The sequence below is a fragment of the Ancylobacter polymorphus genome, assembly GCF_022836935.1.
Lineage (GTDB): Bacteria > Pseudomonadota > Alphaproteobacteria > Rhizobiales > Xanthobacteraceae > Ancylobacter > Ancylobacter polymorphus_A.
Genome location: NZ_CP083239.1, coordinates 3,705,243 through 3,723,965, shown reverse-complemented (window position 1 = coordinate 3,723,965; position 18,723 = coordinate 3,705,243). Strand labels below are relative to the sequence as shown.

Annotated in this window: 12 protein-coding genes; 5 read left to right on the top strand and 7 right to left on the bottom strand. The window is 65.4% G+C overall.

Annotated elements, in window-relative coordinates; genetic code table 11:
• Positions 1 to 74: 74 nt before the first annotated feature.
• Entirely contained in the window at positions 75 to 1,523 is a 1,449-nt protein-coding gene (locus K9D25_RS17890) for a cryptochrome/photolyase family protein (RefSeq protein WP_244450906.1), read from the bottom strand.
• A gap of 142 nt (positions 1,524 to 1,665) precedes the next feature.
• Between K9D25_RS17890 and K9D25_RS17885 the strand changes: the two genes are divergently transcribed.
• The gene (locus tag K9D25_RS17885) at positions 1,666 to 2,475 is read left to right on the top strand and encodes an SDR family NAD(P)-dependent oxidoreductase (RefSeq protein WP_244376958.1); all 810 of its coding nucleotides are present in this window, start codon (positions 1,666 to 1,668) and stop codon (positions 2,473 to 2,475) included.
• A 4-nt stretch (positions 2,476 to 2,479) separates the two neighbouring features.
• Here K9D25_RS17885 and K9D25_RS17880 read toward each other — a convergent pair whose 3' ends face one another.
• The 4 genes from K9D25_RS17880 to K9D25_RS17865 form a co-directional block, all read right to left on the bottom strand.
• Positions 2,480 to 6,742, bottom strand: a complete 4,263-nt coding sequence (locus K9D25_RS17880; protein ID WP_244376957.1) for a translocation/assembly module TamB domain-containing protein — start codon at positions 6,740 to 6,742, stop codon at positions 2,480 to 2,482.
• Positions 6,742 to 8,742, bottom strand: a complete 2,001-nt coding sequence (locus K9D25_RS17875) for an autotransporter assembly complex protein TamA (protein WP_244376956.1) — start codon at positions 8,740 to 8,742, stop codon at positions 6,742 to 6,744. Before K9D25_RS17875 ends, K9D25_RS17880 begins: the two co-directional genes overlap by 1 nt.
• Positions 8,743 to 10,282: 1,540 nt before the next feature.
• Complete coding sequence (gene parA / locus K9D25_RS17870) at positions 10,283 to 10,939, bottom strand: ParA family partition ATPase (RefSeq protein WP_244376955.1); 657 nt, start codon at positions 10,937 to 10,939, stop codon at positions 10,283 to 10,285.
• Positions 10,940 to 11,072: 133 nt separating this feature from the next.
• Entirely contained in the window at positions 11,073 to 11,771 is a 699-nt protein-coding gene (locus K9D25_RS17865; RefSeq protein WP_244376954.1) for a L,D-transpeptidase, read from the bottom strand.
• A gap of 924 nt (positions 11,772 to 12,695) precedes the next feature.
• Here K9D25_RS17865 and K9D25_RS25095 point away from each other — a divergent pair.
• Together K9D25_RS25095 and K9D25_RS17860 are read left to right on the top strand one after the other, a co-directional pair.
• Positions 12,696 to 13,229, top strand: a complete 534-nt coding sequence (locus tag K9D25_RS25095; RefSeq protein ID WP_432207890.1) for a DUF7662 domain-containing protein — start codon at positions 12,696 to 12,698, stop codon at positions 13,227 to 13,229.
• Positions 13,230 to 13,231: 2 nt separating this feature from the next.
• Positions 13,232 to 13,648 (top strand): type II toxin-antitoxin system VapC family toxin, encoded by a 417-nt coding sequence (locus tag K9D25_RS17860; protein ID WP_244376953.1) that lies wholly within the window; start codon positions 13,232 to 13,234, stop codon positions 13,646 to 13,648.
• Between the two features lie 74 nt (positions 13,649 to 13,722).
• Here the strand turns inward: K9D25_RS17860 and K9D25_RS17855 are convergent, their stop codons facing one another.
• Positions 13,723 to 14,322 carry a flavin reductase family protein gene (locus K9D25_RS17855; protein WP_244376952.1) on the bottom strand — a complete coding sequence of 200 codons (600 nt, stop codon included), beginning with the start codon at positions 14,320 to 14,322 and terminating at the stop codon, positions 13,723 to 13,725.
• Positions 14,323 to 14,325: 3 nt separating this feature from the next.
• Positions 14,326 to 14,898, bottom strand: a complete 573-nt coding sequence (locus tag K9D25_RS17850) for a nitroreductase family protein (RefSeq protein ID WP_244376951.1) — start codon at positions 14,896 to 14,898, stop codon at positions 14,326 to 14,328.
• 1,806 nt (positions 14,899 to 16,704) lie between these two features.
• Here K9D25_RS17850 and K9D25_RS17845 point away from each other — a divergent pair.
• Complete coding sequence (locus K9D25_RS17845) at positions 16,705 to 17,496, top strand: hypothetical protein (RefSeq protein ID WP_244376950.1); 792 nt, start codon at positions 16,705 to 16,707, stop codon at positions 17,494 to 17,496.
• Between the two features lie 91 nt (positions 17,497 to 17,587).
• Positions 17,588 to 18,718 (top strand): DUF2336 domain-containing protein, encoded by a 1,131-nt coding sequence (locus tag K9D25_RS17840; protein ID WP_244376949.1) that lies wholly within the window; start codon positions 17,588 to 17,590, stop codon positions 18,716 to 18,718.
• Positions 18,719 to 18,723 lie beyond the last annotated feature (5 nt).

Genomic DNA, 18,723 nt, shown 5'->3' with positions numbered 1-18,723 from the left:
GACCTGTTTCTTCTTCCGAATTGACGGTCCACGAAGTTAGTGATGCATGCCCGTCTCGGCAACCGGGCGCCGGCCTAATCCCCGCGAATGGCCTGAAAGCGTTCGAGTGCGCGGTCGCGGGCGGCGGCATGGTCGACGATGGGGCGGGGATAGGTTTCTCCAAGTCGCACGCCTGCTCGGCGCAGCACGTCGGGTGATGCTTCCCAAGGCCGGTGGATGGCATTCGAGGGCAGCGCCGTCAGTTCCGGCACGTAGTGGCGGACATAGTCGCCATCGGGATCGAACTTCTCCCCCTGGGCGACGGGATTGAAGATGCGGAAATAGGGGGCTGCGTCGGCCCCGGACCCGGCGACCCATTGCCAGCTCGCGGGATTATTGGCGGGGTCGGCATCCACCAGCGTGTCCCAGAACCACGCCTCGCCTTGGCGCCAGTCTGTCAGACAATGTTTGATCAGGAACGAGGCGGCCACCATACGCACGCGATTATGCATCCAGCCGGTCTGCCAGAGTTGGCGCATGCCGGCATCGACGATGGGATAGCCCGTCATTCCACGCCGCCAAGCGCGGAGCAGCGCAGGCGCGTTCTGCCACGCGAAGGCATCGAAACGGTCGTTGAAGTTGGCGGTGCCGATATCCGGATAATGGAACAGCAGGTGATAGCTGAATTCGCGCCAATAGAGCTCGCTGACGAATTTCTCCACGTCGCGCGCAGCTGCGCTTCCATCCGCTTCCGCGTGCCGCACGGCGGCAAGGATCCGGTGCGGAGACATCTCGCCGAAACGCAGGTGTGGGGAGAGGCGGGAGGTCGACGGCCGGTCCGGCCGATCGCGCTCCTCCGCGTATCCCGCGATGCCGCCATCCAGGAAACGGGTGAGCGCGTCACGCGCGCCTTCCTCGCCCGGCGTCCACGTCTCACGCAGCCCGCCCGCCCAGTCCGGCCGAGAGGGCTCCAGTGCCCAGTTCTCCAATCGCTCGGCCTCTGGGTAGGGCGCGAAGCGCCAGGGCAGGCGGTTCTGAGGCGGCGTGCGCGGCGCTTGCATCCTCGCGCGGCGATAGAAGGGGGTGAAGACACGGAAGGGACCGCCTGACTGCGTTGTCACCGTCCAGGGCTCGTGGAGGAGGTTGCCGCCGAAGCTCTCGACCGCGACGCCGGCCGCGGCAAGGGCGGACTTCACCGCCGTATCGACGGTGATCTCGGCCGCGCCATAGCGCCGATTCCAATAGACCGCCTGCGCGTTCACGTCTCCGGCGAGGCGGATCAGCTCGACGCGCGCCGCGCCGCGCCGCAGCAGCAATCGCCCGCCCTTGGCCTCAATGGTGGCCGCCAGGGCCTTGAGCGAGCGGCCCAGCCACCAGCGCGCGGCCCCACCGAGCGGGCGCAGGCCGGGGCTTTCCTCGTCGAGGAGGAAGACAAGCAGCAGCGGGCGCCCGCTCGCCCGCGCCGCGTCGAGTGCGGGATTGTCGTCGAGACGGAGATCGTCGCGAAGCCAGACAAGGGCGGGGCGTTCAGTGGAGGAGGGCATGAGCGTTCCGGACATTGTGTGACTTTTACGAAACCGCACGCAGAACCGATCAGCCTCTCTGGCGCAAGCGTGCGCAATTTATTAATGATGGTGGTCATGAAAGAGGCCCGATGCGGGCCGCGACAGACAGGAGACCTCCACCATGACCTCCTCCCTAAACACCGCACTGGTGACAGGCGCTTCCAGCGGCATTGGCAGGGTCTATGCCGAGAAGCTCGCCCGACGCGGTCATGACGTTGTGCTGGTTGCCCGCGATGGAGCCCGGCTGGAATCGCTCGCGGCAGCCATTGCCGGTGAGACTGGCCGGCGGGCGGAGGTGCTGGTGGCCGATCTTTCGCGGAGCGAAGGCATCGAGACCGTTGCCGCCCGGCTCGCCTCGGATCAGGGGATCACCGTGCTGGTGAACAATGCAGGCATGGGCACGGAGGGGCCGATCCTGGGCGCTGCGGCGGAGAAGACCGATGCCATGGTGCAGCTCAACGTTGCCGCGCTGACGCGGCTCTCGCTGGCCGCTGTCACGGCCTTTGCCCAGCGTGGCGAAGGAGCGCTGGTCAACATCGCGTCCGTCGTTGCCCTGGTGCCGGAGCATTTCCCTGGCGCCTATGCGGCCACCAAGGCCTATGTGCTGGCCTTCACGCAATCGCTTCAGAGTGAACTGAGGGGCGGGCCGGTGCGCGTGCAGGCGGTGCTGCCGGGCTATACGCGCACGGAATTTTTCGACCGTGCAGGCATCGACGCGACGGCACTTCCGCCTGAATTGGTGATGTCTGCCGACGATCTGGTCGAAGCCGCGCTGCGCGGGCTCGAGGCGGGGGAGGCGATCACCATTCCTTCCTTGCCCGACATGGCCGCCTGGCAGGTGCTGGTGGATGACCGGATGCGGATGATGCCCGGCCTATCGCTCAGCCGGCCGGCCGCCCGCTACGGGCTGGCTGCAGCGGTTCCGGCCTGAGCGATCAATAATCCCACTGGGCGCCGATGCCGACTTCGGCGGCGCCGTCGGCGCCGGTGGCGCCCTGCAGGCGAATGTTCCGGGTCACGTCGACATCGACGGTGACCCGGCTGGATCCCGCCGACGTGCCCTGGCGGACGCCGAGATAGATGTTGTCATTGAGCCGTCGTCCAAGGCCGACCTGTCCGCCGGTGCCAGCGGCATCGGTGCCGAGTTCGAGGCTGTCGACGCCGAGCGAGCGGCGCACATTCTCCAGTACGCCGGCGCCACCGGAGAATTGAGCGGCGGCCTGGGCCAGTTGCAGCGCCTGGCCGCCATTGAGCGAGCCGGCGGAGCGGCCGAACAGCAGACGCGAGATCACCTCGTCCTGCGGCAGGGTGGGGGTCGACGAGAAGCTTACTACGGGGCGGGAGGCCGGCCCGGACACCAAAACCCGGGCGGTGATATCCGTCGTGGTCGTCTCGGCGATGAAATCGAGCTCAGGATCGGTGTTGCCGGTGAAGGTGATGGTGCCGCGCGTGAAGGTGAGACGGCGTCCACCGAAATCGAACGAGCCGCGCCGCAGCTGGAAGGCGCCGAGGGTTACCGGCGCGCGTGTCGTGCCGGTGAGCTTCAGTTCGCCGCCGAGTTGCGCCTCGATGCCGAGGCCGCGGACAAACACATTGTTGTTCGGTGCCGACAGCACGAGATCCAGCGCCACGCCGTTGCGCGCGGGCGGCGCGGGGCCCTGTTGGCGTTGGACGGTCGGGCTCTTGCGCTTGAACTCCGCGCTGGCATTGACGTGGCGGACATTGAGGTCTTGCACGCCACCGGGGAAGCGGTCCGGCACGTTGATGTCCAGCGCGCGCAGCACCAGCCGTCCGGTCAGACGCGGTCCATTGAGAAATGCGCCTTCAACGCCGAGGCGACCTTCCGCCACCAGCCGCATGAGGTCGCTGTTCACCAGCGCGGCGTTGACGAGATCAAGGTCAATGCGGCCGGGATAGCCGGCAGCGGGATCGAGCGCGACATTGCCACGGCCGGTGATGCTCCCGCCATTGGTGGTTGCGGCGCGGAAGCTGGTGATCGTGACCGAGCGATCGGTACCGGTGAGCACGGCGTCGATATTGCTGAGCGCCACGCCGTTGACGGAATCGTCGAAGCGCCCGCCGCTTACCCGCACCGTGCCGCCCGCGCGAGGCGCGGCGGCAGTGCCGCGCAGCGTGGCGTCGACATTAGCGATGCCGGTGATGCGCGCGCCGGTGGCGGCGAGCATCGGATTGGCGATGGCGAGATTGATCGCGCCGCGCAAGGCGAGGTCGAGATCGCCCGCCCCGAGCGGAACCGAGCCGCTGACGGTGAAATTCTGCAGGTTGGTGCCCGCAATGGTCGCCCTGAGCTGCGCTCTGCCATTGCCGAGCGTGCCATTGGCCGCAATGTCGAACGGCCCGGCGCCGGAACTGGCGAGGTCGGGCCGGCTCAGGCGGGTGATGCGCAGGTCAAACGGTCCCGTCGGGGCCGAGGCGGTGCCGCCGATGCGTGCGGTGCCGGCCAGCGTGCCGGACAGGTTTGTTTCCGGCGCAACGATATTGAGCAGCGAGAGCGGCAGAGCGCGGAGGTCTACTGCGAGGTCGAGCCGCTCCCCGACGGTTCCCGAGACCGTGGCGGTGCCGCCGCCGGCGGCGAGCGCGAAACGGTCGATGGCGACGGTGCCGCCCGTGAGAGTAAGGGTGGCCGGCGCGCTTAGGGCCGCATTAAGCCCGGGGCGGGTGGCGGTGAGCCGGTCGAGCCGGAGGTGGGCGCCGTCCGGCCGTGGCTCCAGCCGGCCGCCGGCACGCAGATTGGTGCCCTGGGTGAGCGCCTCCACCGTCAGGTCGGTGCCGGTGGCGTTACCGGTAGCCCGAAGGGTTGCAGTGTCGACGGCAACGTCCGCTACCGAGACGGCGCGCAAGGCCGCCGTGCCATCCAGCATAGGCACGCCGCGCAGATCGAGAACGCGGCCATTGATCTCGGCGGAGCCGACGCTCTGGTCGAACGCCCGCAGCTGCTGGGCGCTCGCGCGTATATCGGCGTTCTGGCGGCCCTGCGCGACGCTCAGCGTGACATCGGCGTTCAGCGCGCCCGCCATCTCCGTGAGGGTGAGCGCGGCAATGTCGGCGAGGTCGCCCGCAACGATCGCGAGCCTCCCTGAGGCCAAACCGGCGGGGCTCAGCGCCAGGTCGCCACGGGCCGTGACTGAACCGATGGCGAGATCGAGGCCTGACAGCTGGCGGGTTCCGTCCGGCTGCGTCCGCAGCGCGGCGATGCCGCGCGCCGGCTTGCCGCCAATCTCACCGGCCAGGGTGAAGGCGCCAGCGAGTTGCCTGGTAATGTCTGTTGCGCTGATGTCGATTGTGAGATCGCGCAGCGGCCGGCCTTCCGCCATGCCATTCGGCACGTGCAACGTCGCCGTCACGCCGAGGGCCTCGAGCGTCCCGGAGAAGGCGGCGTTGGCCTCGGCTCCGCCGGCCAGGCGCGGATCGAGCCGCGCCAGATCGTCCAGGGTAAGCGCGGCGGTCAGGTTGGCGACATCCGTGGCGAGGCGGCCATTGACGGTCGCAGAGATGCCATCGGTATCGATCTTCAGATTGTCCACGGCCAGCGCGTTGGCGCCGTCGCGGGCGAGGGCGCCGTCGATGCGGACGCTGCGGCCCAACAGTGCGTCGAGCCGCTCGATACCCGTCTCGAGCCGCTCCGCGCGGCCTTTTACGACGGCGCTGGCGCGGCTGAAATCGGTGGAGGCGGAAAGCCGGGCGTCGACCACGGCTGAACCGGCGAGGGGACGGCCGGCAAGCGGTGAGAAGGCGGCAAGGTTGAGCCGGCTGACATTAAGATCACCGTCGATGGCGCGCGAGTCGGCATGCCCGGCAAAGCGTGCGGTTATCGCCGCGAGATCGGCGGAAGCGGCCTCAAGCACCGCGGCGCCGTTGGCGGGGAGAGTTCCCGAGGCAGAAAAGCGTGCCTCGGTGCCAAGCGCTGCGGCAGCGTCCGGGTCCGGCGCCGACAGCCCATTCGCCGTTCCCTCAATGGCGAAAGCGAGGGCGCCTCCCGCATCCGGCAACGTCCGGACCGTGGCGGCTGCGGCCGCGGCGCGGTAGTCTTTTCCTGCCAGCTGAGCGGCGGTGATTCGCGCCTCGACGGTTGGCCGGAGCACCGCACCTTTGAGCGTGCCTGACAGGGCGAGTTCCTGCCAGTCTATGCCCGGCGCGAGCTCAGCATAGCGCGCGGCGTCGCCCAATTGGGCCTCGAAGGCGAGATCGGCGGACTGATCGGCCATCAGCGAGCCGCTCAGGCGAGCCTGGAAGCCTGCGGTGTGGGCCGTAAAACTCTCAATGGCCAGATTCAGCCCGGAATCCACTGTTCCTGAGCCGGCTAACTCACTGCGACCTTCAAAGAGCGGCGATATATTTGCCGGCAAAATACGCGCCAGATCCGCGTCAAGGGCAAGGTTGATCTTGTGCCCGGTGGCGACCGCGCGAACCCCCGCGGCGCCGCTGGCTTCCGCTAGATCGCCCACGCGCAGGCGCAAATGTCCGTCCCAGGCATCCAGCGGCCCGGCGCCTTTCACGTCGGCTGAAATCTCGGGCAAGCCGTCGAAACCGGCGGCGCGCGCCATCAAACCGCCAGCCGGTTCGCGCGCGGTGATGTCCAGGTTGAGGAAGCCGGCCTCCGGTGCGTAGCCGGCAGAACCCTTTAGCGAGCCCGGTGCATCAAGCCGCTCGAACGCGAAGGTCGCCGACAGGCCTTGTGTCAGCGAGGCGAGGTCGGCAGAGCCACTGAAGGACAGTCGCGCCGCATGGTCGAGCACAGGCTCGGCGAGGGTGATGTCGGCGATCGCAAGCGACTGGATCTGCACGGGGAAGGCGAAGCTTGATCCCCCATTGGCATTTGCGGGCGAGGACGGCAGCACCGGGCGGCGGTTCAGGCTGACGCGTGCCGCGGACAGTGACGTGACCTCCACACGCCCGGAGAGCAGCGCCAGGGGGCGCCATTCGAGCCGGGTGTCCTCAATGCGGGCGAACGGCCCTTCGGCATCGGCGAGGTCAATGGCCTCCACGCTCATATCGAACGGCACGAATCCCCTGAGGCCGCGTACGGAAACGATAAGTCCCGGAGAGGAGGCCAGCGACGAGGCGATGTTGGCGAGCAGCGCTTTGCCCGGCGGCGTTTGCAGCGCGCCGAAGGCGCCGACCAGCACCAGCAGCAGCGCGAGCAGGACCATTCCAAGCATTTTGAGCGCGCGCGTCATCAGAAGGCCTGCCCCAGGCTGACATAGACTCCGAAATCACCATCCTCGGGCCCGGGATTGAGCGGGAAGGCGAGGTCCACCCGCAGAGGACCGATCGCGGTGTAATAACGCAGGCCGATGCCCGCCGAGTACTTGATGCTATCGAAGTCCGGCCATTCGGAGGCGAAGGCCGAACCCATGTCGAAGAACGGCACGATGCCGATGGTGTCGGTGACGCGCAGGCGGGCCTCTACCGACGCTTCGAAGAAGCTGCGCCCGCCGATGATGATGCCGTCCTCATTGCGCGGGCTGGCGGACTGGTAGTCATAGCCGCGTAGCGAACCGCCGCCGCCGACATAGAAGCGCCGCTGCGGCGGCACGTCGTAGAGTCCCGCGCCGATGATGCTGCCGGCGGCCATGCGGCCGGCGAGGATGAAGCGCTTGTTCTCGTCGAAGGCGTGATAGGTCGACACGGAGCCGCGGAACAGCGTGGGACCGGCGCCGGCATCGCCGAGATAGGCGAAAGGCTCCACCGTCGCCGTGGCGCGCCAGCCGCGCGACGGGTCGAGCTTGCTGTCGGTGCTGTCGTAGGTGAGTTCGATCGGCACGCCAACAATGCCGTAATCATTGGTGCCGGTACTGTCCTCCACCTGCGACTGTTCAAGGTCCAGGCTCACCTGAAGCGTGAGGTCGTCGCTGTAACGGTGACGAATGCCGGCGAGCAGAGTTACCGCCTCGCGAACATAGGCGTTTGTCACCTCGCGCAGCACGGCGGCGTTGGCGACGAGATCATCCTGCGCGGTGTAGATGCCGGGCTTCACGAACGTGGCGGCCAGCTTGTAGCCGAACGGATCGGCGTTTGGCACAGCTTCAGATTTCTCACCAAACCACGATACCTGCGCGTCGAGCCGCAGAGTCTCACCGCCGCCAAACAGGTTGCGGTGTCCCCAATAGGCGTTGATGGCCGAACCGTCCGTTGAGGAATAGGTGGCGCTGAAGCCGACATAGCGCGGCAGTCGCGCCGAGACCTCGATGGTGATCGGCAGGCTACCATCGGGCGCCAGCCTGTCCGCCTCGTTGATGCGCACGCTGGCGATGGCTTCATATTCCAGCAGGCGCCGGCGCAGACGGTCCAGCACTTCGGGCGAATAGGGCGTGCCCGGAGTGATCTCGATACGCTCTTCGATGAAGCCCGGCGTGAGGAAATCGGCGCCGACGACAGTGAAATGGCCGAACGTAGCCACTGGGCCGGGAGCGATAAGGAAGGTGACATCCACCTTATTCGTTTTGTGATCAGCCACGACCTCCTTATCCGCCACGCGCGCGAAGGGATGCGCCATGCGTCGCCAGTGGTCGATGATTGCGCCTTCGGCACGGACGATGGACGTCGCGAGGGCTGGCTCACCCGGCTCCAGCCGCAGCCGCGTCAGTGACGGCGCTTCCGCCAGCGGGCGCCGGTTCGCGGCGTCGAGCAGTTCCACGCGCCCGAACTGGAACAGCGGTCCGGCCTGCACGTCGATCTCCACGGGCACCGGACCGCTCGCCCGCGCCGCCTCGACGCGCTGGAAGATGTCCGGCGCGTCCGGCGCGATGCCGGCGAGGCGGATGCGGATGATGCCGCCATAATGGCCCGCCGCGTACAGAGCGGCGTTGATGTCACGATGATCGGCCAGCGCCCTGCGCACCAGGCCGGCCGCGCCCGATGGCGGACGCTCGCTGAGCCGTTCAAGCACGGAGGCCGCCTCAATGCGGTCCCTCAGCGCGCTGTCGCCGCCAGTAACCGTGAGCGACACAGTATAAGGTGTTGCGTCCGGCGCCGGGGGGCCTGACGCCAGCGGTTTGGGGCTGAACAGATTGACGATCGGTCCGAAGAAGCCACCGGCGGCGCCGTTCTCGTTCGTTTCATCCTGCGGGCCGCCGAACAACTGGGCAAAGGCCGGAACGGGGAAGGCAGACAGAACCAGCGCCGCGCAAAAGGCGAGCACAAGCCAGAGCCCCTTCGTCCGCCTTTCAAACGCCAAGCCGTTTCCTCCCCCTTACTGTTTCCGAGCCCGGGCCGCGGGCACGGTCTTCTGCCGGCGAGACCTTAACGCAGCGACAATGAACGCCGGCTTTCCATAGGAGAGCCTTCCCCTTGATTGCCGTGTCTGAAGGGCAAGCGTCAACCTTGTGAGCCGAAGAATGCAAATTTCCGCGCGCAAGCCGGGCCGATTTCCGGCATGAGCCAAAGGCTTGCCGCTTCCCTTCCGGCCTCGCAATGCCCACACGGAAGGCTGCCCCCGCTGAGGTCCTTCCCACCCGCCATGACAGCTGAGGCGACCAAAAGTTCCATCGTCGCCGCCAGCCGGAAGCGTGTGCGGTCGCAAGGCCAAAGAGACGCTCCCGGGCCGCTTTGGGCAAATGACGGAAGCGTGCAAAACGGGGGGCTCTGTTAGACGTCGGGCATGACAGCGCTGCCGCCACACCGGCGTGGTGGCACGCCTCCGGAGCCGCCTTCGACCTTGGCACTGATGTCGCTGCCTCATTGTGCCGCTGACACCCGCCGACGCGCGGGATTGCCCCTCCGGCGATGTGAGGCCGGAAGCTGCACGGTGCTGAATGGGCGCGGAAGGGCCGCCGCCGGCGCCCTGCCCGTAGCGCGCCGCTCGGGCTGTCGACATCTGCGCCATGGCTGGCCGTTTATCCAGCCCAAGCTGCTTGGACGCACGCCTGCGTCGCGCTGGACAAGAGGCGCATGTCGCGAACTCCCTCCAAGGCGTCGCTGGCCGGATCGCCGCAGCGGTTCGGCACCGGCAGAAGGTGCCGATCCGCCCTTTTTGCTGACGTCTTGTTACGCGCGCGGCGCAAATGCTGGGCGAGTTCGCGTGCCGTCCGCCCCATTCGCTACCCGTTACGGTCCGGGCCTCGGTCGCGCCTCGGGCGACTTTCTCTACGGGCGCATAAGGTGGGGCAACAGCGAGACAACGCTCGCCTTGCCGCAGTGGCTCGGAGCGCGGTTGGCTGTGCCCCGGCGGGTCGGCTGGGTCCGTCGGCGCAGGAAGGGCCTTGCGACGGCTCTTGATGATGGCACCGCTGCCTGTCCATCAATGCTCGCGAGCGCATTCTAAGCGTGGTCGCCTGAGCATGGTCGGACTATCTCCTCACCGTTGCCAAGCCTGCCGCTACCAGGGCGACGCTGGTTGAAACGGTGGTCGCGCCGCCCAGCCTTCGCCCCGCACTGGGCTCGCCCGCGCCGCGTGGATACCGCCGAGCGCCGACTCGCCAAGCGGCTGCCTTCGCAGGCGTGCGCGCGACGAGGCCTTCATCGCAGAGCGGCGGTCGCGCGACCCTTGCCGGATATTTGGCCTAGCGGCGCGTTCCAAAACGCAGCCGTCAAACACGGCATGCCGTACATCTGCGAGAGGCTGACTCGGCAAAGGCAACGATTCAATCGGCCGCATCCGCAGAGGCGGAGGGGGCGCCGGACGGGAGCGCTTCTGCGCCGTTCTGCGCGGCTCGGGGAGCTGGGCATCGCAGCGAGCCGTAAAATTACCGCCACCACTGGCTTCCGGGCGAATGCGCCTAACGGCGGAGCAGAGCCATGAACTCTGCTGCCAGCGCCTCCACTTCCAAAGCGCCCTTGGAGCCTGGCTCCGTCTCAAGCAGCGTCAAGCCTTGTCCCATGCTGGCGGCGAAGCCAACGCGATTGCCGAGCCGTGCGTGAGCCGCGGGATGGGCCAGGGCTTCGATGGCGGAGGCGATCTCCTTGGTCAAGGCGGCGCGGGGTTGGGCCCGATTGATGACCAGAAGGCAGGAGGCTCCCTCCTTGTTGATCATCTCCAGTGTCGGCCGAGTGGCCCATAAATCGACAGGAGTTGGCTGGACAGGCACCCCCACCAGATCGGCCACTTCGATAGCCGGACGCGACTCCACATCCGACTTCGGGGGCGTGTCGATAATGATGAAATGGTGATCGCGGGCGAGGCTGCGTGCCTCACGTCGGGCGCCCCAGCCTGACGCGGTGCGGAATGAGAGGCCGGTCGCTTCGTCTCCGAGAGTTCTTTCGCGAACCTCGAACCACTCGCCCAGGCTCCCCTGAGGGTCGCAGTCGAGGAGTGCCACGCGGGTCGGCTCTCCTTCCAAAGGGCGTTGTGAAAGAGCCACAGCAAGGTGGGCAGCCAGCGTTGTCTTGCCGGATCCACCCTTCTGCTGCGCGATAGTGATGATTCTGCCACTCATCTGACCGCCTCGAGGATTGGCTGAGCCGTTAGCGTGTCGCTCAAATACCACAAACGAGTCCCTGCACGGCTCACGGAAAGGCTAATCTACCACACGCGCGAAGATTGCAGCGGCAGATACCAGCTGCGCGGCTTTAGCTGGCGGGCTTTGACCCAAGCACGACGACCTTCGTACCCACCCCCACGCGCCCGTAGAGATCAATAGCATCCTGATTGATCATCCGGATGCAGCCCGAAGAGACATTTGTGCCGATCGTCTCGGGCTCCAACGTACCATGGATACGATAGAGTGTGTCTTTTCCGTCCTGCCAGAGATACATCGCCCTGGCACCTAGCGGGTTGGACAAGCCTCCCGGCACTCCGTCGCCACCCTGCAGCTTAGTGAGTTGCGCCTGAATGTCCGGGCGTCGCTGGATCATTTCCTTTGGGGGATACCAATCCGGCCACTCCTGCTTCGAGTTTATCGTGGCGGCGCCGGACCAGCCGAAACCTTCCTTGCCCACACCGACACCGTAGCGCATCGCGGTGCCACCTGGCTGGATCAGGTAAAGGAAGTGCGCAGCCGGATCGATCACAACCGTCCCCACCGGATAGGGCGATTGATAGACAACCTCGCGGCGCAGATAGGTTGGATTCATCTGCGAGATATCGACGGCCGAAATAGGAAATTTATCCGCCACGGCACCATAACGACCCGAGAGCATAGCGGTCGGGTTTGCACTGGCCGACGATAGAGTGGTGCCGGTAGTAGGGGCTCGTTTGCACCCTCCCAAGGCGACTGCCGCACTGGCTACACACAGCCCAATAACAGCACGACGATGAAGCTCAGGCATATGGCAACCCCTTCGGTCTCATTTCGGGAATCTTAACACAGTTTTGGTAAACAACTGGTTGCCGCACGGCAGGTGGTGGTTGTCTCTGCCGCAGGATGTCCGGCGACCTGCAGTCAAAGTTCCAGGCTCAGATCAGTGCCTATCTCTGACTTCAAGCGCATAGCAATATGTCGTCTGATGGAACAGTGTGTGTCCGTTGCGTATGTATAAACGCCACACCCATTGCGGGCGGTCAGATACGCATCGTCGGGAGGGGAGCGTTGAGAACGATGATAAGAGATATTATACAAATAGATATCAAAAAAATTGCAACTAAAATATGAAATCAATGAATCCCCCAGTGCATATAGGCCAACAGTAAGGTGTTAGAGCGGAAGCCGTCGGGTTTTTGTGTGCCTGGGCCTGCCAGGGAGCCTAATCGCATGGGGTGGGCTGCTCTTGGTTGGGGCGGGTCATATGCATGTGACGTGCGCTGCTCGGATACTCTAACCGCTCCTTGTTCGTCTGGCGCTCAACCAGGAGGGGCGTTCGGTGTGCAAGGCATTCGCAACCCCGGAGTTAGTTAATATAATGTATGCACTATAAAGTTAGTATGGGGCCAAAGTCGGTGGAGGGTCGATGGCTTGTCCATTCTGAAAACTCATATAAAGCCAATAGAAACAAGATTTTAGTGAGAGAATCAAACAAACTGATCGCGCTAATCGGGAGGTCAAGGTGTGTGGTGTTTTTGTGTGTGTGTTTTAATGTAGATGAGGCGTTTTGCGACATTTCCGTCGAAGGCGGCTTGGCTGCGGCACGAGTACGAAGGGGTCGCATCGAGGGGGAGTCGCGTATCTCTGGGTGGTGCGCCGCCTTTTGAGCATATTGAGAAAAGGTAGTAAATTAGTTATAAGGCCCACATACGGCGATTGAAGGGGTCTCACTATGTCTAAATACAGTTCCCTGACGACGTTCTTGGCGAGTCGCACGCAGCCAAGAATATCAATGTCATTTGAGGATATAGAGCGGATTGTTGGATCAAAACTTCCACAATCGGCGTTCAATCATCGAGCATGGTGGAGCAACAACCCAACCAACAGTGTGATGACCAAGGCATGGCTGGCTGCCGGGTTTCGATCTGAGGACGTAGACATGACAGCGCGCAGGCTGGTGTTCGCGCGTAGCGTTCCGCAGCTCCCGACAGGCGATGCGAGTCGGGTTGCGCCAGCGTCGACGGGGTCTCCCTTAGCTGGGTTGTTCGGGGGGTTGAAAGGGACGGTTCATATCGAACCTGGAACTGATCTGACGTTGCCCAGCACGGCTCCTATCTATCTCTACGACGGGGTGGGTGAAGCAGCATCGATGCATCCGGTCCAGCCGTCAGACGGCGCCTGGCAGACGGAGCGCCTATCGTCGTCGGAAGAGTTATCGAAGGAATATAGTCCGTTGGATGGACGTGAGTGGACGGAGGAGAACTAGTCATGAGCATGCCGCTTCTTCTCGATACCTGCGCCGCACTTTGGGTAGCGCAGGGGGCACCGATCTCTGACGAGGCTAGGGGTACGTTGATCGAAGCTCGGCTACGCGGGGCGCCAATTTCGATTTCACCGATGTCCGCTTGGGAACTCGGTCGTCTGGTAGAGCAGGGCCGCGTAAGGCTGGCGATGGAGCCGGCGAAGTGGTTTGCAGCGCTCGCCGGCTTGCCTGGCATGAGCATCGCGCTCATGAATCCAGAGACGTTGATCGCCTCATCCTTCCTGCCGGGCTTGCCGCCTCTCGACCCTGTTGACCGTGTGCTGATCGCGACAGCACGTGACCAGGGCTACCGGTTGATGACCCGCGATCGGGTGATGCTCGATTACGCCGCTACCGGCTATGTGCAGGCGGTTGCCTGCTAGGCACGTCACGCAAGCTATGGCGAAGGGGTGAGCGGGGAGGCGCGCGTCGGTCGCGGCGTACGCCGGATGGGCCGTTAACGGGGGCGTGGCACGGATGTGACGGTGTCGATCCACGCGTAGTCGAAGTAGCCGGCACGGGAGAGAGGCTGCAATTTTTCGGTGCAGACACGTCCCTCCTCAATGAATCGATCATCGATATGGACTCCGATGATCTCGCCATAGGTCACATGATATCCGGCCCGCCGGCCGCTGCGATCGATCATTTCGACTGTGTCAATCCAGACACATTCGAGAGCGCAGGGGGACATTGCGACGCGTGGCGGGCGGATGAGGCGGCAGGGCGCCTGGGCCAGTCCCGCCAGGTCGAACTCGCTTTCACCAGACGGCAGTGGAGTCGAGGTGATGTTCACCTGATCCATCAAATCGCGCGTGGCGAGATTGCAGACAAACTCCCCGGTCGCCATCGCGTTGCGCACAGTGTCCTTCAGCCCCGCGCTGGAGAACATCACGATATCCGGGTTCTCGCTGACGATGTTGAAGAAGGAGTAGGGAGCGAGATTGGGCGTCCCGTCCGGAGACAATGTCGAAATCCAACCGATCGGTCGCGGCGCCACGAGCGCCTTCAGCGGGTTGTGCGGCAGGCCATGATTGCCGAGAGCGGGTTCGTAAAACATGGATCAGTACCGCGTGACGAGTTCGGCGAGGGCCGGTCGAGGGCGATCCTCCTGCGGGCGGGCGAGCGTGCCTATGTAGAGAAATCCGATGAAGCGCTCCGCGTCCGACAGGCCCAGCGTGGCGCGTATGCGTGGGTCGTAGCTGTACCATTCCGTCAGCCAGGTGGCGGCATAGCCATGCGCGTGTGCGGCGAGCAGCAGGAGTGTGGAGGCCGCCGCGCCTGACAGGGTCTGCTCCCATTCCGGAATCTTGGCGTGCGGCGCCGCTCGTGAAACGACGGCGATCACGAGTGGAGCCCGGCAGAGCCGGTTGCGTTCAAGGGTGATCCGCTCCGGCTCCGCTTCGGGGTTGTCGATGGCGAAGACGGCGGCGATGGCATCGCCGGCGCGCGCCCGTGCCTCGCCCTCGAACACGATGAAACGCCACGGCGCAAGTTTGCCGTGATCCGGTACGCGCGTCGCTATGGCCAACATGGAATCGAGCTCGATCTCATTCGGGCCCGGGAAAGTGAGGTCGAACACCTTGGGGCTCTTGCGTGTCCGGAGCAGGTCGAGGGTGGAGCCGTCGGCAGTCATTGGCAAAAGTCCACTGTAAGCGCGCTGGAAGAGCGACGAGGTAGCGAGGTGAGCCGCCGGGGAGGGGCGGGGCCGGCCGTTCACGGGCGCGGGAATGCGGCTCGAAGAATCACAACGCGATAATAATAGGGCTTGGTCACATTCTCCCGAAGACGGGACCATCCGCTGATCCGAGAGGCGTCCGGCCGGCGGGGGCGGAGGGACGAGCGTGAAGCTCTGCGCGCGAGCCGACTCTTGAAGTTCGAGGATGTGACTTCTCGCCAGGTTGTTCCTGGGAAGAGCGAACTGCGTCCTTCGGGCGAGGCCAGGCCGTGGCCTCTCGCGTTAGGCGGGCAATCCCTCTTGGCAGGTTCGCGGCCCTTCGATGGACGGATCGGAACGGGTATGAAAGGCCATTTCACAGCAGGAAGCGGATGAAGTGCTCGGCTGCGCCGTTGGTCTTCGCGTGTAGGGCCCAGTGCGGATATGTTGGATCCCAGCATCCGACGCATCGCGGAACAGTCTGGCGCTATCTCTGGCTCATGGTCGGTAGCCACTTGCGGGATACAGGCGCTGCGTGCCCAGATTCGGGGCCAGCGTGGTAGAAAAAGGCACGCCGTCGCACAGCGTTGCTCATCGGGTGGCATTTGCACACAGGCGAGAGGGGGCGGTCGTCGGTAGTCAACGTGCAGGACGTGATAGCCGACGCCCTTGCCGGTTTCCCACGGTTTGCCGGTGATGCGATGACCGACGCCTTTTAAAGGTGGGCGAGCATCTTTTCGATGTCGAGATGCAGGGGGCATCCGGCCGTTTGCGCTGATAGCGCCGCGAGGGTTCCTGCGGCGCTAGCGCGGTGAGCTTGCAGCGCGTCCGCATCCCGCCACCGTAAAGCGGGCGAAGCCCAGCCGCAATGCGGGCTCCTCGCCGCTCCGCTGATGATCCCGTCGAAGGCGAGGCGCGACCTCCCGCCGGAATTGGTGACGGCGGCGCAGCGGGGCATGCGGTAGCTCCGATATGGAAGTCGACGCTTTGCGAGGCTTCTTTGCGGAGGGCTCTGTTCATGTCCACTCGGAACGCGATTGCCAGCCAGTTCCGGTGAAACAGCGGAGTGCTCGCCGGGAGCGCTTCAGTCTCAGGCGGGGGCGGGCGCCGCTTCGTCGTGCCTTCGCGGTTCTGATTTCGGTGGCGCCAAGCGCGACACGGACCGCTGGAGCGCGTCGCGCAATACGTGGCGTCGGCTGTGGGCGCCACGCGGTCTATTCCACCCGAGAAGCCGCGTCCCGTCGGGGCGCAGCAGCGTGAGCCTCGTTCTTTTCAGCATTCCCGGATGGGCGCGAAGCAGGGGGCGTCGGGCGGCGGTCATCCGGCATCCCGATGACTTGAATTCGCCTCCGTTTGAAGGCACCTACAGCGCCTATGTCGCAACATGTCGTTCCCCTCGTGCTACGGTTCCTTGGCCCCACCCGGCGAGCGCTTACGCTTGGTTCCGGCGCATTCGTTCGTCGATGCGCGGAGGTTTTGAGCATTGCCGCCATCGTCCTTTCCGGCGGCGGTGCCCTGGCGCAGGTGACGCCCTCGTCGCCGACGGGGAACATTGCGCAACTCGCCCCCTTCCAGGCGCCGTCCCCAGGGCAATCAGCTCAGCCTTTCAGTCCGGCGCCGTTTCAGCCCTCCCGCGCCATGCCTTTTGTCGGCGCCCCGGCGCCGTCTCCGGCGCCTTCAGGCGCGGCGGGGCCGGCGGCGCGCATACCCGCCACCGGACGCGCCGAAGGGGGCGACCCGCACACGATCCTGCCGCAGCCGCCGGCGGGAAAGGTGGCGATCGGCATGAGTGCCCGGTTCGGCGACAAGGACGGGTTGATTCCGCGCGGTCTCGTCTGGCGCGTCTTCGCCGACCGCCCGGAAGCGTCCGGTGCCTATCCGCTGGTGGCAGAAGCTGCCGATCCCGCGCCGGTGTTCTTCCTTTCGCCCGGTGGTTATGTTGTGCATGTCGCCTATGGCCTCGCCAGCGTCGCGCGGCGCATCGTGGTCGGCGAGGAGTCGCGGCGCGAGCAACTCGTCGTCCCGGCGGGTGCGGTGACACTGCACAGTGATGTCGGCGAAAAGCCGGTGCCGGCGGACAAGGTCACCTATGATCTGTTCGAGGGCAGCTTCCTGCAGGGACGGGCGTCGAGCCGTCCCTATTACCGCGGCGCAAATCCGGGAGATCTCATTATCCTGCCGGCCGGCGACTATTATGTCGTCTCCACCTATGGCGACGGCAATGCGGTGATCCAGGCGGATCTCGCGGTGGCGGCGGGCAAGGTGACGGATGCGACGCTGCACCACCGCGCGGGCGAGGTGACGCTGCGCTTGGTGAAAGTGGCCGGAGGCGATCCTATGCCGGAGACGCAATGGTCGATCGGCACGCCGGGTGGCGACAGCGTCAAGGAATCGATCAGTCCCGAGCCGACCTTCGTGCTGGCCGAAGGCGAATACACCGCGGTCGCTCGTTATCAGGGCAAGACCTACTCGAAGGTGTTCACCGTCGAGACGGGCAAGAACGAGTCGGTCGAGGTACGCGTCGGCGATCAGGTGACGCCGGATGCGCTGGAGGGGCAGGACGGCAGCGGCGACTGAGAGCCGGCCGTCCCGTCTTCTATGGTCAACGCTTTCTTAAGTTGCCGCGGTGCAGGCTCGTTGTCGTGATGAACCGGGCCGGGAGTGCGCGATGATCGTGCGGCAGTTTCTGGATTGGACGCAGACCGCTCCGGAGGAGGCGCGAGCCAGGGCGGTCGCGGCTCTGGCCCGCGCCTATGTGCGGCCCGAGCTGGGCGCGACCGAGCGCGCCGAGATCGATGAGGCCCTCCCGGCGCTGGTGGCCGACCCTTCGCCGATGGTCCAGTTTCAGCTCGCTTCAGCCCTGTGCCGCTACCCTCTCGTGCCAGCCGATGTGGCGCTTCAGCTTGCGCGGCTCCCAGGGGCGGCGGGCGAGACGATGCTGGAACATTCAGCCGTACTTAATGTGCGTGAACTCATTGCCCTTTGCGCGGATGGCGAGGCCGACAAACAGCAGGCGATTGCGCGGCGGGCGAGCCTGCCGGCGCCCGTCGCCGCCTTGCTGGCGGAGGTCGGCGGTGTCGAGGCCGTGCTGGCGCTGGTGAGCAACCCGACGGCGGACGTGCCGGGCTTCGCCCTCGGTCATATCGTGTCGCGTTTTGGACGGGTGCCGGAAGTACGCGAGGCGCTGCTTTGCCGGCCGGACCTGCCGGCGGCGGCGCATCAGGCGTTGATCCGTGTGGTGGCCGGAGCGTTGTCGGCCTTTGTCGAGGAGCGCCAGTGGCTTTCCCCTCAGCAAGCCGCGAGGCTGGCGCGCGAGGCTGCCGACCAGGCCACGGTGACCCAGATCGCGGCCACGGATTTCACGCAGACCCGCGCTCTGGTTCAGGACCTGCAGGCCAGGGGTGAATTGACCTCGGCGCTGGTGCTGCGTTCGCTGCTGTCGGGCCAGATGCGGCTTTTCCTTGAGGCGGTCTCCGTCCTCTCCGGTATCGGCGTCAACCACGTTTCGGCTCTCGCGGCGGACCGTTCGGGCGAGGCCTTCCGCGTGCTCTATGACCGGCTGGGAATGCCGCGCGGGGCGTTCATTGCCTTCCGCACCGCGCTCTGCGTCGTTCAGTCCGAAGCCTATGTCGATGATCTCGATGAGGAGCCGCGGCTACGCCTGCGCATTCTCGACGAAGTGCTCGCGGCTTATGAAGAGGCCGGTGAGAGCGCGCAGGGCAACCGCATCGTCGGCATGCTGCACCGCTGGCAGAGCGAGGCGCGCGAGCGCTCGGAACGGCAGACCCTCGCGGCCTAAGCGCC